This window comes from Frondihabitans australicus, from assembly GCF_003634555.1.
GTDB classification, from domain to species: domain Bacteria; phylum Actinomycetota; class Actinomycetes; order Actinomycetales; family Microbacteriaceae; genus Frondihabitans; species Frondihabitans australicus.
The window spans coordinates 1,930,194-1,944,636 of record NZ_RBKS01000001.1; the positions used below are offsets into that span (position 1 = coordinate 1,930,194).

The window sequence follows — 14,443 nt, forward strand, 5'->3', positions numbered from 1 at the left end:
ATTCGCCTAGGAAGACGGGCCCGAGCCCACCGTGGGCGGCGTCCTCTACGAGACCTTTGAGTTCGAGTGCGGACTCGACGGCCGCTACGGCGCCTTCGGTGTCGAGATTCGGGTCGGGAGGCAGCTCTCCACGACGGAGTTCTTCGGACGCGCGGTGTCGCGGAGCGCGGAACCTGAATCGATTAAGACGAGCCTCGACACGATCGACCGCTGGTGCCGGGCGCACCTCTCCCCCGAGTTCCTCGCCGAGTACGAGGCCAACCTCGCGGCCGAGTCGAGGTGATCCCGTCTCGGCGAGGGCCCGACTCACTCCTAGCCGCGGTGATCCGGTCTCAGCGGCACTCCTAGGCGAAGGGTATAGCCCGAAACGACGCGTACAGCCCGCCGCACGGACGACGCGGAGGCGGCTACGCGCGCCCGCGAGCCCGCCGCCGCACGACGGCACGGACCACAGCGCGCCACCCGATGAGGAACAGCCCGAGGAAGATCGACGCCACGATCACGAACGACACGGCGATCCCCTGACCGGTCTGGGCCCGCAGCAGCATCCCGATGAAGACGCTCGCGACCCACACCAGCCCGCCGCCGATGATCGACGCGTTCGCCCAGCGGAACCCGACGAGCCCCAGCCAGCCGATGATCGTGCCCACCGCGAACGGCCACAGCGTCAGCCCGATGCCCGCCAGCCCGTCGCTCTCGCCGTGGCTCGACCGGCCGATGAGCACGAAAATCAGCACGAACGCGAGGTCGACGAGGTACGGCCACCAGGCGTAGCGAGCGAACGGCGAATCGAACAGCCAGACCATCAGCGCGACCTCGGGTTCTCGAGGGCCTTCGACAGCTCGGCGAGAAGCTCGTCGATCTGCGGCTCGACGAGCCGGTCGATGGCGTCGGCGATCCGCTGACGGTGCTCGACCAGGGCCAGGCAGACGGCCGTGCCGACCTGACGGGCGTGATCGTCGGCGAGTTCGAGTTCGGTGCTCAAAGCCTTCTTGGCCTCCTCGGTGAAGACGGTGGGTTCAGGATCCGGGGCGCCCGCCCGGGCCTGCGCCTCGCGCTGGTCCTCGGTGGCGAGTTCCTCGAGGGTGAAGAGGAACGGCTGCTCGGGGTCGGGCTCCGGGTCGAGCGGGAGACCCTGGAACTCGGGAGGGAGGCCCTGCTCGGGGCGGTACCCCGTCGGCTCCTGCGCCTCGCCCTTCGAGAGCTCGCGCGCCACCATCGGCAGATTGCGGGCGGTGTACTCGTCGACCGCCTCGTCGACGATCTGACGCATGCGGCTGAGGAGCGCGTGCTGGACGGCGTGAGGCACGTCGTGGTCGAAGCCTGCGGCGGTGGCGACGGGCGAGCCGAGGCAGAGGCGGCAGACGCGGGTGCGGGCGCGGGAGGTGCCGACCTCCCATCGCGGCAGCCAGCGCAGGAAGGCGTCGACACCGGTGCGCACGCGCCCCTCGATCGAATCCGCCATACCCCGATCGTACGGGCGTGTCGTGCGTGCGGGCGGCTAGCGCGCCCAGAAGTCGCCGTGCGCGGCCCTCGCATCCCGCGCCACGTCGCCGCCGACGGGACCGACCACCTCGATCGAGCGCTGGCCGCCGTTCAGCACCGTGCGGCACTCGAGCGACATCGTCGGGTTCTCGTCGTGGTCGCCCGTCATCGCGAGCAGCTCGGTCTCGGCCACCGCGTAGACGACGCGCCCGATGCCCGACCAGTAGATGGCGCCGGAGCACATGGCGCACGGCTCGCAGGTCGTGTACAGCGAGTAGGCGGCCAGGGCTTCGCCGCCGAACCTCTGCCAGGCGGCGCGCACGACGTTCGTCTCGGCATGACCCGTGCAGTCATCGCCCGTCACCACCGTGTTCTCCGCCTCGAGGACGATCTCACCCGAGGCGTCGACCAGGACTGCGCCGAACGGGTGGTTGCCGTGCTCGACCGACCTCGTCGACACCGCGATCGTCTCGCGCAGGATCTCGAGGTCGCGCTCCGTGGGTGCCGTCGATGCCACTGGCTGCTCGTCACTCGTGCTGTTCGTGCCGTCGGTTGCGCTCGCGTCGCCCGTTGTCATGCCTCCATCGTGGCAGGAGCCGGCGATCGCGCGGACCCGACGGTCGGGTGACACGTTGCTTTTTCCGTGGTTTCACATCCGGCTGCATCCAACGCCGATCGAAACGAACTTCGAGCACGGTTGGATCCAACGCCGATCGAAACGGACTTCGAACGCGATTAGATCCAACGGCATCTGAAATCACGCAGAAAACAAGGGTGCCTCCGCACGCGCGCCCCGCGCGGCCGGAGAATGCCGCGCAGGTCGCTCGCAGAAAGCGCCACCGCGCCGCCCGTACGATTGTCGGATGCTCGGGCGGTCGACTCTGCGAGCGGCGGGGGCCGCGATCCTGCTCGCCCTCGGCATCTCCTCGAGCATCGGTGCCGCAGCCCCGGCCGCCGCAGCCCCGGCAACTGCAGCCACGACGACGGCGAGCCCCACTCCGACCACCACGGGACTCGCGTACGTCGCCCTCGGCGACTCGTACGCCGCCGGCTACGGTCTCAGCCACCTCACGAAGCAACCCGTCGCCGCGTGCGACCAGTCGGGCCTCGACTACCCGCACCGCATCGCCGCAGCCCTCGGCCTCCGCCTCACCGACGTCACCTGCGCCGGCGCCACGACCGCGAACGTGATCGACACGAAGCAGAACGGCGCCGCCCCTCAGATCGACGCGCTGTCGGCCCGCACCCGCCTCGTGACCATCTCGATCGGCGGCAACGACTCCGGCCTCTTCTCGACCGCGCAGTCGTGCATCGCCCTGTCGAAGAACGGCCCGATCTTCGGCGCCTCGTCATCGACCACGACCTGCAAGAGCGAGTTCGTGACGAAAGGCCACGACGCACTCACGTCGGCGATCGAGACGAAGACGGCGAAGGGCCTCGCCGCGACGTTCCGCGCGATCAAGCACCGAGCGCCGAACGCCGCAGTGGTCGTCATCGGCTACCCCGCGGTCTTCCCCGACCGCGCGAACACGCCGAAGTCCGGCTGCTACCGCCCTCTCGTCGACTCCGAGTCGCTCGCCGACGGATTCCCCAAGGACGCCTTCCCGTTCACGGCTACCGACGTCGCCTACCTCCACGGCGTGCAGGTCGTGCTCGACCGCGTGACCGCCGAGCAGGCGGCGAAGGCGGGTGTCACCTACGTCTCGACCCTCGCGGGCAGCGAGGCGCACTCGGGCTGCGCGACCACCGGCTCCTACATCTCGGGCATCTCGCTCACCGCCTCCGAGTACTTCAAGTCGATCTCGCTCCAGACCGGCGCGCTCCACCCGAACTCCCGAGGCGTCGCGTACCTCACCTCGCAGGCGACCCCGGCCGTCGAGAAGGCGCTCACGCCCACGGCCTCGCCGACCCCGACCGCCTCTGCGGGGTCGCATCAGGGCGCAGGAGCCGGCTTCCGCGGCCTCGTCTGGATCGTCGCCCTGGCAGCACTGGTCGCCGCGTTCGTCGTGCTCCTCGCCGTCTTCCGACGCCGCCGGGCTGCCCGCACCGACACCGGCGGCTCCGACATCGGCGACTCGGACGCCGGCGCCTGACCCACGCTGATGGGCGCGGGAACCTTTCGCCACACCCCGGACATGAGTGGATATAAGCACCGCTCATCAGGGGGAAGCATCACATGATCACCGACGACGAGATCGACGTCTGGGCTCGCGCCCGCGACGGCGATCCCGAGGCCTTCGGGTCGCTCTTCGACCGCCACCGCGACCGCGTCTTCGGGCAGGCGCTCCGCCTCGTCCGCACGCCGCACGACGCCGAGGACGTCACAGCCCTCGTGTTCCTCGAGGCCTGGCGCAAGAGGGGCAGCGTGCGCGTGGTCGACTCCTCGATCCTGCCCTGGCTTCTCGTCACCACGAACTACGTCTCACGCAACGCGACCCGGGCCGCTCGGCGCCACCGTGCCGCGATGGCCTCGCTGCCTCAGGCCGTGCCCACGCCCGATCACGCCGATGTCGTGCTCGATGCGATGGACGCAGGATCCCGCGACGCGATCGTCCGGCAGGCGTTCATCCGCCTGCCCAAGCCCGACCAGGACGTCCTCACGCTCTGCGTCGTCCACGAGTTCACCCTGCAGCAGGCCGCCGACGGCCTCGGGGTGCCGCTCGGCACCGTGAAGTCGCGCCTGTCTCGGGCGAAGAAGCGACTCGCGGACCTCACGAAGAACTCTTTCACCGACGCGGCGGCCCTCGCCGCGCTAGGAGACCAGTCATGACTTCCAAGCCCGCCTTCGACGACGAGCGCAGCGCCGCCATCCGTCGCATGCTCACCGCGCAGGTCGCTGCCGCAGCCCCTGCCGCGCCCGCGAGCGCTCGGCCGACGCGCCGCCGTCGCCCGATCCTGATCGCCACCATGGCCACCGCGGCCGCCGTCGTCATCGCCGGCGGAGTCGGCCTCGCCGTGCACGGCCTCCCGGGCTCCGCGCCCGGCGGCGATCAGGCGCCCCACATCGCCGCGCCGTCGCCGACCGCGACCGTCGCCCCGCCCGTCACCGGGTCACCGGCACCGGAGCCGTCGAGTGGCCTGCCCGCCGGCGAGTCGACGCCGACGCCCGTGCCGTCGTTCTCGAACGATCCCCGCACCTGGACCGTCGGGTACGCATCGTTCGGCCCGGTCACGCTCGGCGGCTCGCCGGAGCAGACGCTGACGGGCGCGGGTTTCACGCGGATGGAAGACGGCGGATGCGGCGTGTCGTACCTGTACGGCAAGTACGACGACTCGGTCTCGAGCGACCTGCCCTACTACCTCCAGGTGATCGTCGGGCAGACAACGGGGGTGGACGAGTTCGACGTGCACGTCAGCTACACCTCGGACGACAGCGCGAGCCCCATTCCCGGATCGCCGCAGACCGCCGAAGGGATCGGCCTGGGCGATTCGCAGGCGAGCCTTCTCGCGGCCTACCCGGCCCTCCAGAAGATCAACGACGTGCCGACGGCCGGCGACACCCCGGGGGTGCGCACGTTCCAGAGCAGCTCCGTCGACGGCGGCCGGATGACCTTCATGCTCAAGGAGTACGCCCCCTCCGACTGGCGCATCTTCACGATGAACATCACGGCAGTCGACTACACCGGCGCGAACTGCTGACCGAGATGGAACCTTTTCGCCCGAGCGGACATGTAGAAGTAAGAGGAACATTCCGGGGGGAACACCGATGAGCGCAGCTCTCGCAACACAGCAGGTCACTGCACCACGAGTCGACGCGGGCGGCGTCTTCGCCGCCTTCGCGCGGTTGTCGCCAGACGACCGCGACGTCCTCGGCCTGCGCGTCATCGCCGGCTTCACACCCGCTCAGGCGGCGGTGGGGCTGGGGCTCACGCCGGCCGCGGTCGAGCAGCGTCTCGCCGCGGCCCGGCGTCGCCTGCGCAGCACGGCACCCGGCATCCCCGACGACGTGGTCACCGAGACCCTGCGCACCCTCTGCTGAAGGCCGGGCGCGGCCGATGAGGCTCAGGGCGCAGGATCCGACACCTACCCGGCGGGAGCCGTCACGAAGTCGATCAGCTCCTCCACCCGACCGAGGAACGCCGCCTCCAGATCGCCGAAGCCTCGCACCTGCCCGAGGATCCGCTGCCAAGCCCGGGCGATGTCCGCCTGCTCCTCGTGCGGCCAGCCGAGGTGCTCACAGATGCCGTGCTTCCACTCGATCGAGCGAGGCACCTGAGGCCACGACTTCATCCCGAGGCGTTCGGGCCGCACGGCCTGCCACACGTCGACGTAGGGGTGGCCCACGACGAGCACGGCCCGGCCGAGGGGGCTCTGGGCGATCGAGTTCGCGATCCTGCTCTCTTTGGAGCCGGGCACGAGGTGGTCGACGAGCACGCCGACCTTGCGCGAGGGGCTGGGGCGGAACTCCCGGAGGACGTCCGTGAGGTGGTCGACGCCCTCGAGGTACTCGACGGCGACTCCCTCGACGCGGAGGTCGTGGCCCCAGACCTTCTCGACGAGCTCGGCGTCGTGGCGGCCCTCGACGAAGATGCGGCTCGGCAGCGCCACGCGGGCCTTGGCGCCCTCGACGGCGAACGAGCCGGACGCCGACCGGAGGCGCGAGACAGGAGCCGAGGCCTTCGGGTACTGCAGGCGGACCGGCTCGCCGTCGATCGAGAACGAGCCCGTCAGCGGAAAGGCCCGCACGCGGTCCTTCCAGTCGACGAGCTCGACGGTCTGGGCCTCGACCCGGACGATCGCCCCGGTGAAGCCGGTGGTGGTCTCCTCGACGACGAGATCGCGCACCGCGTCGACGACCCGCACCTGCGTGCGGCCGGCGTCGCGCCAGCCCTTCGCCAGGACGTCGTCGCCATATCGGTCGGGTCCGAAACCGGCCCCCGGGCCGCTAGGCACGACCGCGACCGCCGGGGCTGCTGCCTCCCGACGCGCGCTGCGGGGCGCCGGTCGACGGGCGGCGCGGCACGCGGAAGCCGTCGGCGAAGACCCACACCGAGTAGATCAGCAGGAGCACGACGTAGACGAGCGAGACGACCGTCGGCAGCCACGACACCTCGAGGGCGCGGTTGTGCTGGGACACGATCGCGACGACGATCTCGGCTGCGATGAACAGGTACGTGAAGCAGAACGCGCGGCCGAGGTACACGGCGTACCGCCGGCGCATCTCGGCGCGGTTCTCGGCGGCCTTCCAGAACGCGGCGTGAGGCACGAGCACGTGCCGCGTCGGCACCACTGCCATGAGGGCCGCGGCGACGAGGTAGGCGAACAGGACGACGGCGCCGGTCACCAGCACGCCCACCTCGAAGTCGCTGCGCGACGCCGCGAGGGCCTTGTGGCCGGCCGACTGCCAGATCACGATCGTGTGCAGGGGCAGAGCCTTCGACGCCACCAGCACCGCCCCCAGGTAGACGACGAGGCCGATCGCGAGCGGCAGCAGCGGCGACAGCCAGTAGGCGGCGCCGGTGGGCCCGAGACGGGAGGCGGTACGGGAGCTCAGATCAGGCCTGCGCTCTCTCGAGGACGAGCTCGCGCACGCGGGCTGCGTCGGCCTGGCCGCGCATCGCCTTCATGACGGCGCCGATGACCGCGCCGGCGGCCTGGACCTTGCCGTCGCGGATCTTCTCGAGCACGTCGGGCTGCTGAGCGAGCGCCTCGTCGATGGCGGCGATGAGCGCGCCGTCGTCGGAGACGACCTTGAGCCCGCGCGCCTCGACGACCTCGGCGGGAGCACCCTCGCCGGCGATGACGCCCTCGAGCACCTGGCGGGCCAGACGGTCGGTGAGGTCACCCGAGTCGACGAGCGCGATCAGCTCGGCGACGTGCTGCGGCGAGACCAGCGACGACGCCTCGACGTCGGGGCCGGCGGCGTTCGCGAGACGGGCGATCTCGCCGGTCCACCACTTGCGGGCGGACTGCGGCGCGGCTCCGGCGCCTACCGTGTCGACCAGCTCGCCGATGAGGCCGGAGTTCACGACGTCCTGGAATTCGAGGTCGGTGAAGCCCCACTCGGCCTTGAGGCGCCGGCGCATGGCCACGGGCGACTCGGGCAGCGCGGCGCGGAGCTCGTCGATCAGCTCGAGCGACGGCTCGACCGGCACGAGGTCGGGCTCGGGGAAGTAGCGGTAGTCGTCGGCGTCGCTCTTCGGGCGACCGGCGCTCGTGCGGCCGGTGTCTTCGTGCCAGTGCCGGGTCTCCTGCGTGATCGTGCCGCCTGCGGCGAGGATCGCCGCCTGACGCTGGATCTCGTAGCGGATGGCGCGCTCGACGCTGCGGAACGAGTTGACGTTCTTCGTCTCGGTGCGGGTGCCGAGTTTCTCCTGCCCGCGAGGGCGCAGCGAGATGTTGGCGTCGCAGCGGAGGTTGCCGCGCTCCATGCGGGCCTCAGAGATGCCGAGGGCGCGCACGATGTCGCGGATAGTCGAGACATAGGCGGCCCCGAGCTCAGGAGCCCGGTGCTCGGCCCCGAAGATCGGCCGCGTGACGATCTCGACCAGCGGCACCCCCGCGCGGTTGTAGTCGACGAGCGAGTACTCCGCACCCTGGATGCGGCCGGTGGAGCCTCCGATGTGCGTGAGCTTGCCGGCGTCCTCTTCCATGTGGGCGCGCTCGACGGGCACCGTGAAGAGGGTGCCGTCGGCGAGCTCGACCTCGACCGAGCCGTCGAACGCGATGGGCTCGTCGGACTGGCTGATCTGGTAGTTCTTCGCCAGGTCGGGGTAGAAGTAGTTCTTCCGCGCGAATCGCGACGAGGGCGCGATCGAGCAGCCGAGGGCCAGGCCCAGGCTGATCGCGTACTTCACGGCCTGGCCGTTGACGACGGGCAGCGAGCCGGGAAGGCCCAGGTCGACCGGCGTGATGTTCGTGTTGGGCTCGCCGCCGAAGAAGTTCGGGGCGTCCGAGAACATCTTGGTCTTGGTCGAGAGCTCGACGTGCACCTCGAAGCCGAGCACCGGCTCGAACAGCTCGAGGGCCTTGTCGAAGTCCATGAGGTCGGGGCGGGCGGCCATCACACCACTCCTTCGGTCGCGGCGGTCTGTTCGGAGTACTCGAGGTGGGGAGCCTGCGAGATGAGGCTGTGGCCCCACGAGGCCTCGAACAGCTGCTCCAGAGCGGCGCCGTAGGTGTACAGGCGGGCGTCCTCGCGGGCCGGGGCCATCAGCTGGAGGCCGGTCGGCAGGCCGTCCTCGGCCGCGAGCCCCATCGGCAGCGTGAGGCCTGGGATGCCGGCGAGGTTCGCCGGGATCGTCGTGAGGTCGTTGAGGTACATCGCCAGCGGGTCGTCGACCTTCTCGCCGATCGGGAACGCCGTCGTGGGCGCGGACGGCGAGATGAGTACGTCGACCTCGTCGAACAGCCGCGAGAAGTCGCGCTGCACGAGGGTGCGGACCTTCTGCGCCGAGCCGTAGTACGCGTCGTAGTAGCCGGCGCTGAGGGCGTAGGTGCCGAGGATGATGCGACGCTTCACCTCAGGGCCGAAGCCCTGCTCGCGGGTGGCCGCCATGACGTCCTCGACGGTGCCGCCGCCCTCGGGCGTGACGCGGAGGCCGAAGCGCACGGAGTCGAACTTCGCGAGGTTCGACGACGCCTCGGCGGGCAGGATCAGGTAGTACGCGCTGATGGCGTACTCGAAGCTGGGCGCGGAGACCTCGACGATCTCGGCTCCGGCGGCCTGGAGGGTCGCAACGGCCTCGGCGAAGCGGGCCTTGACGCCCTGCTGGAAGCCCTCGCCGTTGAGCTCGCGCACGATGCCGACCTTGACGCCCTTGAGCGCGTCGGGAGCGAGCCCGGCGCGCGCAGCGGCGGCGAACGACGGCCAGTCGTCGGTCAGCGAGGTCGAGTCGCGTCGGTCGTGGCCCTTGATGACATCGTGCAGGAGCGCGGAGTCGAGCACGGTGCGAGAGACCGGGCCGACCTGGTCGAGGCTCGACGCGAGCGCGATGGCGCCGTAGCGGCTCACCGACCCGTAGGTCGGCTTCACGCCGACGGTGCCGGTGACCGCGCCGGGCTGACGGATCGAGCCGCCCGTGTCGGATCCGAGGGCCAGCGGCGCCTCGAAGGCAGCGACCGCCGCGGCCGAGCCGCCGCCCGAGCCGCCGGGGATCCGGTCGAGGTCCCACGGGTTGCGAGTCGGCCCGTAGGCGGAGTACTCGGTCGACGAGCCCATGGCGAACTCGTCCATGTTGGTCTTGCCGAGCGGCACGAGGTCCGCCGCCCGCAGCTTGGCGACTACGGTCGCGTCGTACGGCGGCACCCAGCCCTCGAGGATCTTCGAGCCCGACGTCGACGGCATGTCGAGCGTGCAGAGGACGTCCTTGATCGCGATCGGCACGCCGGCCAGCTCGCCGAGGGTCTCCCCCGCGGCACGGCGCTCGTCGATGGCCGCGGCCGCCGCCAGAGCGTTCTCGGAGACGTGGAGGAACGCGTGGACGTCGCCGTCGACGCCCGCGATGCGGTCGAGGTGCGCCTTCGTGACCTCGACGCTCGAGACCTCGCGCGAGGCGAGCTTCGAGGCCAGGTCGGCGGCGCTGAGGTGGATCAGGTCGTGCGTCACTGCTCTTCTCCCAGGATCGCCGAGACCTTGAAGCGTGTGCCGTCATGCTCGGGTGCGCCGGCGAGCGCTTGCTCCTGCGTCAGCGTCTCGCCGACCACGTCGTCGCGGAACACGTTGACGAGCGGGATCGGGTGGCTCGTGGCGGGCACGTCGGCACCCGCGACCTCGGACACCTTGGCGATGCTGTCGACGATCTGCCCCAGCTCGCCGGTGAGGCGATCGATCTCGGCGGGGGTCAGGGCGATGCGGGCGAGCCCAGCGAGGTGCTCCACCTGCTCCCTGGTGATTTCAGACATGCGGCTCCGTCACGGTTTCTGTCGGGGGTACCCGCCGAGTCTATTCGGGTGCGGGCCGCACGATCGCTGAGCATCGCCGCCGGTCGCCCGAGAGTCGGGGCGCGCGGCGTGCGTCAGACGGCGAGGCTCTCGCGGTAGACGTCCTGCGGTCGCACGTAGGCGAGGCTCGGCTCCGACGACCCTGCGGGGGCCGAGGGCGCAGGAGCACGGCCACCGGCCAGCGACCCCTGCCCGATCCCGATCAGAGCCAGGTTCCGGATCGACTCCGACCCGGGCATGAAGTAGGTGTTGTGCGTGAACGTCGCGGCCAGGTGCTGCTCCGTGAACGGGTCAGTGCCGCCCGCCACGTTCAGGAGCGTCGCCCCGAAGGACGTGCCGCCGGGGTCCACGCCGAAGACGCCGCTGCCGGCCACCGGGTCGAGGGCCGCCGCCGCGGCGTAGACGCTGCCGCGCGTGACGGCGAGGTCGTCGGCGCGGGGCACCACGCTGCCCGGCGAGCCGAGGACGGTGAGCGAGTCGACGTGGATCTTCCCGGAGGAGAGCGCGATCGTCGCGGTCGTGGAGCCGTAGGAGTGCGCGATGACGTTGACCCGCGGCAGGTCCGCCTGACGCTCGGCGTCGAGCCCGCGCACCGTGTCTTCGAGGTGCACGGCACCGGCGCGGGCGAGGGTGAGGCTGAGGACGTTCGTGAGATCGGGGGTGCGGTAGCCCATCCAGGCGACGGTCGCCGAGGTCGTCGGACGGTTCGTCTGGCTGGCGAGGGCGTTCGAGTAGAGCTCCTGCTCGCTGTGCAGGTCGGCGGCGCGGTCGGTCCAGTACGTGATCTGGTTCGACACCGTGTAGAGCATGCCGGGCACCATCAGGCTGACGTTGTCGGCCGTGTCGAGGTCGCCGACCGACACCGCGGCGCGACCCGGGAAGACCGTGTCGAGCGAGACCAGCTGCCGCGTCGCGTCGTCGCCCTCGCGACCGCGCTGGAGGGCGATCGAGACCTGCTGCAGCATCGTGAGGCGGCGCGCCTCGTCGCCGAACGACACGAGGCCGAACTGCGCGCGCGTCTGCTCCAGCTCGAGGTCGTTGATCGTGGTCGTCAGCGTGAGGCGGTTCGCCACGTCGCGCACGGTGTAGGGCACGCCCTCGAGGTTGCCGACGACCCCGGGCATCGTGTCGATCAGCTGCTGCCGGCGCGTCGTCGTGAGAGTCGACCACCAGTTCGCCGTCGCCTGCGCGGAGCCCTTCTCGCCGATGACCGTCGCGAAGTCGACGTCCTCCGCAGCGTCGTCGTGGAGCGACGCGCCGAATCGCTTCAGCTGGGAGGCAGAGGCCTCAGAAAGCTGCGACAGGCAGGCGGCCGGGCGGAAGTCCCCCGTTCGGGTCGACGAGCTCGCGCGGCCGTCCAGGGCGGCACATCCGGCCAGGTCGGACGAGTGGTGAGGCACGCCCTGAACGGGTGCGGAGAGGGTGATGACGTCGGCTCCGGAAGCCTGAGAATCGCCTGCGGGAGCAGCGACGGAGTCACCCGCCGTCGACGTGAAGTCGGCGACCGTGTCGACGATCGCGGAGGGTGCGTGAGGCACCGCGACCGGCTCGTGGGCAGGCGCAGGTGCAGACCCGGCGACACCCAACAGGTGTACCGAGGAATACAGGATGGCTGCGGCGAAGAACAGCAATCGGGTCTATCCCCTTTGCAGCGCACCCGGGTCTCGTACCCCTACAGACGAGATCGATGCGCTAGCACAGAGTTTAGGTTGCCGTGAGACCGGTTGACCAGAGCAGGCCCGATTTCATCGGGATCGCACTACTCGGCGTCCCCCTCTTTGGGGACCTCCTCCTCCCCCTCACTGGGGGCGCCGAGGGCCCCCGGGCCCTCCGTCACGAGGAGCGCGAATTCGGCCGCGTCGATGATTCGTACCCCGAGTGCTTCCGCCTTCGTCAACTTCGACCCGGCGCCCGGGCCTGCCGCCACGAAGTCGGTCTTCTTGCTGACGCTGTTGCCGGCTTTCCCGCCGGCGGCGAGGATCGCCTCCTGGGCGCCCTCCCTCGTGAAGCCCTCGAGGCTTCCGGTGGCCACGACCGTGAGGCCCGAGAGCACCCCGCCCGCGGCTTCAGCGGCACCGGGGCCCGGGTGACCGGGGGTGGCGAACTGTACCCCGGCCGCCTCCCACCGGTCGATGATCTCGCGATGCCAGTCGACCTCGAACCAGTCGAGGAGGGCGTCTGCGATGATCCCGCCGACGCCGTCGACGGCCGCCAACTCTTCTCGCGACGCTATCCGAATTGCGCTGAGCGAGCCGAACCAGTCGGCCAGGGCGCGCGCCGCGACAGGCCCCACGTGTCGGATACTGAGGCCCACGAGGATCCGCCAGAGCGGGCTCGTCTTCGCCTTCTCGAGGTTGGCCAGCATCTCGATCGCGGTCTTCGACGGCACCGAGTGCTCATCGCCCTCGAAGGCCTCGGCGTTCGGATCCCACGGCCCGTCGGCCTTGTTGCGTCGCCGCCGGAACGGCGTGACCAGCTTCGGCGTGCCGTCGTCGTCGAGCTTGACCATGCCGGTCTCGGAGTCGCGCACGACCACGCGCACCGGGAAGATGTCGCGCATCGTGAGATCGAACAAACCCGCCTCGGTCCGCAGCGGCGGGATCTTGGGCTCCTCCGGCTGCGTGAGAGCCGCGGCCGCGACCTCGCCGAGCCCCTCGACGTCGAGCGAGCCGCGCGAGGCGATGTGCTCGACCCGGCCGCGCACCTGAGCGGGGCAGCTCTCGCTGTTCGGGCAGCGCAGATCGATGTCGCCCTCTTTCGCAGGAGCCAGCCGAGTGCCGCACTCGGGGCAGTTCTCGGGCATGACGAACTCGCGCTCCGACCCGTCGCGCAGCTCGACCACCGGGCCGAGCACCTCGGGGATCACGTCGCCGGCCTTGCGCAGCACGACGGTGTCGCCGATGAGGACGCCCTTGGCCTTGACGACCTGCTGGTTGTGGAGCGTCGCCTGCCGCACCTCGGAGCCCGCGACCTCGACCTTCTCCATCACCGCGAACGGCGTGGCCCGCCCGGTGCGGCCGACGCTGACGACGATGTCGAGGAGCTTGGTGTTGACCTCTTCCGGCGGGTACTTGAAGGCCGTGGCCCAGCGCGGGGCGCGGCTGGTCGCGCCGAGCTCGTCGTGCAGCGAGAGGTCGTCGACCTTGATCACGATGCCGTCGATCTGGTGCTCGACGCTGGCACGCTGCTCGCCGTAGCGCGTGATGAACTTCTCGACGTCGGCGACCTCGTCGAAGACTCGGAAGTGCGTGGAGATCGGCAGGCCCCAGGAGCCGAGGAGGCCGTAGATCTCGGACTGGCTCGTCACCGAGGCGGCCGCCTCGAGTTCCGGCACGGGCCAGGCGCCGATGCCGTGCACGAGCATCCGCAGGCTCTTCAGGCGGCGCTCCATGAGCGCGAGCTTCTCGGGGCTTTTCCCCTCGCGCTTCTGCCGGAGCGAGCCGGCCGCGGCGTTGCGCGGGTTGGCGAACACACGCTCGCCCGCGTCGCGCTGAGCCGCGTTGAGGGAGTCGAACTCGGCGACCGGGAAGAAGATCTCGCCGCGCACCTCGACCAGGGGCGGGTGCCCGGTGCCGTCGAGTCGCTCGGGGATCGTCCCCATGGCCAGGACGTTGCCCGTCACGTCTTCGCCGACGACGCCGTCGCCGCGGGTCGCCGCGGTGACGAGACGGCCGTTCTCGTAGCGGAGGTTGATGGCGAGCCCGTCGATCTTGAGCTCGGTGAGCCAGCGGACCTTCGACGCCCCGGCGTCGCGGACGACCTTCGACGCCCATTCGGCGAGCTCGTCGTAGCTGAAGACGTTGTCGAGGCTGAGCATGCGCTCGGCGTGCTGCACGGGAGCGAACTGCGTGGTCTCCGCCCGGCCGCCCACGGTCTGGGTGGGGCTGTCGGGCGACAGGAGCTCGGGGAACTCGCCCTCGAGAGCTGCGAGCCGATGCACCAGCTCGTCGTACTCGCCGTCCGAGGCCGTCGAGCCGTTGCCCTCGTAGTACTCGTCGCGAAGCGCGTTGATGCGCTCGGTGAGTCGGGCGACCTCGTCTCGCGCGGCCTCGAAGTCTGTCGGCGTCGAGGCCAT

Annotated in this window: 15 protein-coding genes; 5 read left to right on the forward strand and 10 right to left on the reverse strand. The window is 70.6% G+C overall.

The genetic code is table 11. The features are described from left to right. Window positions 1–31: 31 nt before the first annotated feature. A complete protein-coding gene (locus C8E83_RS08945) occupies window positions 32–283 on the forward strand; it encodes a hypothetical protein (RefSeq protein ID WP_121369515.1) in 252 nt (83 codons plus the stop codon). Window positions 284–407: 124 nt separating this feature from the next. Here C8E83_RS08945 and C8E83_RS08950 read toward each other — a convergent pair whose 3' ends face one another. From C8E83_RS08950 to C8E83_RS08960, 3 genes are read right to left on the reverse strand one after another with little or no spacing between them, the layout of a single operon-like run. Further along, window positions 408–806 carry a DUF3054 domain-containing protein gene (locus C8E83_RS08950; RefSeq protein ID WP_121369517.1) on the reverse strand — a complete coding sequence of 133 codons (399 nt, stop codon included), beginning with the start codon at window positions 804–806 and terminating at the stop codon, window positions 408–410. Beyond that, entirely contained in the window at window positions 806–1,465 is a 660-nt protein-coding gene (locus C8E83_RS08955) for a spermidine/putrescine ABC transporter substrate-binding protein (RefSeq protein WP_121369518.1), read from the reverse strand. The genes C8E83_RS08950 and C8E83_RS08955 overlap by 1 nt, the downstream gene beginning before the upstream one ends. 36 nt (window positions 1,466–1,501) lie before the next feature. Next, window positions 1,502–2,062 carry a nucleoside deaminase gene (locus C8E83_RS08960; RefSeq protein ID WP_121369520.1) on the reverse strand — a complete coding sequence of 187 codons (561 nt, stop codon included), beginning with the start codon at window positions 2,060–2,062 and terminating at the stop codon, window positions 1,502–1,504. Window positions 2,063–2,348: 286 nt separating this feature from the next. Between C8E83_RS08960 and C8E83_RS08965 the strand changes: the two genes are divergently transcribed. The 4 genes from C8E83_RS08965 (at window position 2,349) to C8E83_RS08980 (ending at window position 5,464) form a co-directional block, all read left to right on the forward strand. Next, window positions 2,349–3,578 carry an SGNH/GDSL hydrolase family protein gene (locus C8E83_RS08965; protein ID WP_121369522.1) on the forward strand — a complete coding sequence of 410 codons (1,230 nt, stop codon included), beginning with the start codon at window positions 2,349–2,351 and terminating at the stop codon, window positions 3,576–3,578. An 83-nt stretch (window positions 3,579–3,661) separates the two neighbouring features. After that, window positions 3,662–4,255 (forward strand): RNA polymerase sigma factor, encoded by a 594-nt coding sequence (locus C8E83_RS08970; RefSeq protein ID WP_121369524.1) that lies wholly within the window; start codon window positions 3,662–3,664, stop codon window positions 4,253–4,255. After that, window positions 4,252–5,124, forward strand: coding sequence for a hypothetical protein (locus tag C8E83_RS08975; RefSeq protein ID WP_121369526.1), 873 nt, complete (start codon window positions 4,252–4,254; stop codon window positions 5,122–5,124). The genes C8E83_RS08970 and C8E83_RS08975 overlap by 4 nt, the downstream gene beginning before the upstream one ends. A 67-nt stretch (window positions 5,125–5,191) precedes the next feature. After that, complete coding sequence (locus C8E83_RS08980) at window positions 5,192–5,464, forward strand: sigma factor-like helix-turn-helix DNA-binding protein (protein ID WP_121369528.1); 273 nt, start codon at window positions 5,192–5,194, stop codon at window positions 5,462–5,464. 44 nt (window positions 5,465–5,508) lie between these two features. Here C8E83_RS08980 and C8E83_RS08985 read toward each other — a convergent pair whose 3' ends face one another. The 7 genes from C8E83_RS08985 to ligA all read right to left on the reverse strand — a co-directional run bounded on the left by C8E83_RS08985 (window position 5,509) and on the right by ligA (window position 14,443). Further along, the gene (locus C8E83_RS08985; RefSeq protein WP_121369530.1) at window positions 5,509–6,378 is read right to left on the reverse strand and encodes a DUF3097 domain-containing protein; all 870 of its coding nucleotides are present in this window, start codon (window positions 6,376–6,378) and stop codon (window positions 5,509–5,511) included. Continuing rightward, window positions 6,371–6,871: a hypothetical protein gene (locus C8E83_RS08990; protein WP_147430125.1), complete on the reverse strand. Its 501-nt coding sequence runs from the start codon at window positions 6,869–6,871 to the stop codon at window positions 6,371–6,373. Before C8E83_RS08990 ends, C8E83_RS08985 begins: the two co-directional genes overlap by 8 nt. 109 nt (window positions 6,872–6,980) lie before the next feature. Next, the gene (gene gatB / locus C8E83_RS08995; RefSeq protein ID WP_121369533.1) at window positions 6,981–8,489 is read right to left on the reverse strand and encodes an Asp-tRNA(Asn)/Glu-tRNA(Gln) amidotransferase subunit GatB; all 1,509 of its coding nucleotides are present in this window, start codon (window positions 8,487–8,489) and stop codon (window positions 6,981–6,983) included. Beyond that, a complete protein-coding gene (gene gatA / locus C8E83_RS09000; RefSeq protein ID WP_121369535.1) occupies window positions 8,489–10,033 on the reverse strand; it encodes an Asp-tRNA(Asn)/Glu-tRNA(Gln) amidotransferase subunit GatA in 1,545 nt (514 codons plus the stop codon). Before gatA ends, gatB begins: the two co-directional genes overlap by 1 nt. Further along, on the reverse strand, window positions 10,030–10,329 hold the full coding sequence (gatC, locus tag C8E83_RS09005; RefSeq protein WP_121369537.1) for an Asp-tRNA(Asn)/Glu-tRNA(Gln) amidotransferase subunit GatC: 300 nt from the start codon (window positions 10,327–10,329) through the stop codon (window positions 10,030–10,032). Before gatC ends, gatA begins: the two co-directional genes overlap by 4 nt. A 113-nt stretch (window positions 10,330–10,442) precedes the next feature. Further along, window positions 10,443–11,906, reverse strand: coding sequence for an alpha/beta hydrolase (locus tag C8E83_RS09010; RefSeq protein ID WP_121369538.1), 1,464 nt, complete (start codon window positions 11,904–11,906; stop codon window positions 10,443–10,445). A gap of 221 nt (window positions 11,907–12,127) precedes the next feature. Further along, complete coding sequence (gene ligA, locus C8E83_RS09015) at window positions 12,128–14,443, reverse strand: NAD-dependent DNA ligase LigA (protein WP_121369540.1); 2,316 nt, start codon at window positions 14,441–14,443, stop codon at window positions 12,128–12,130.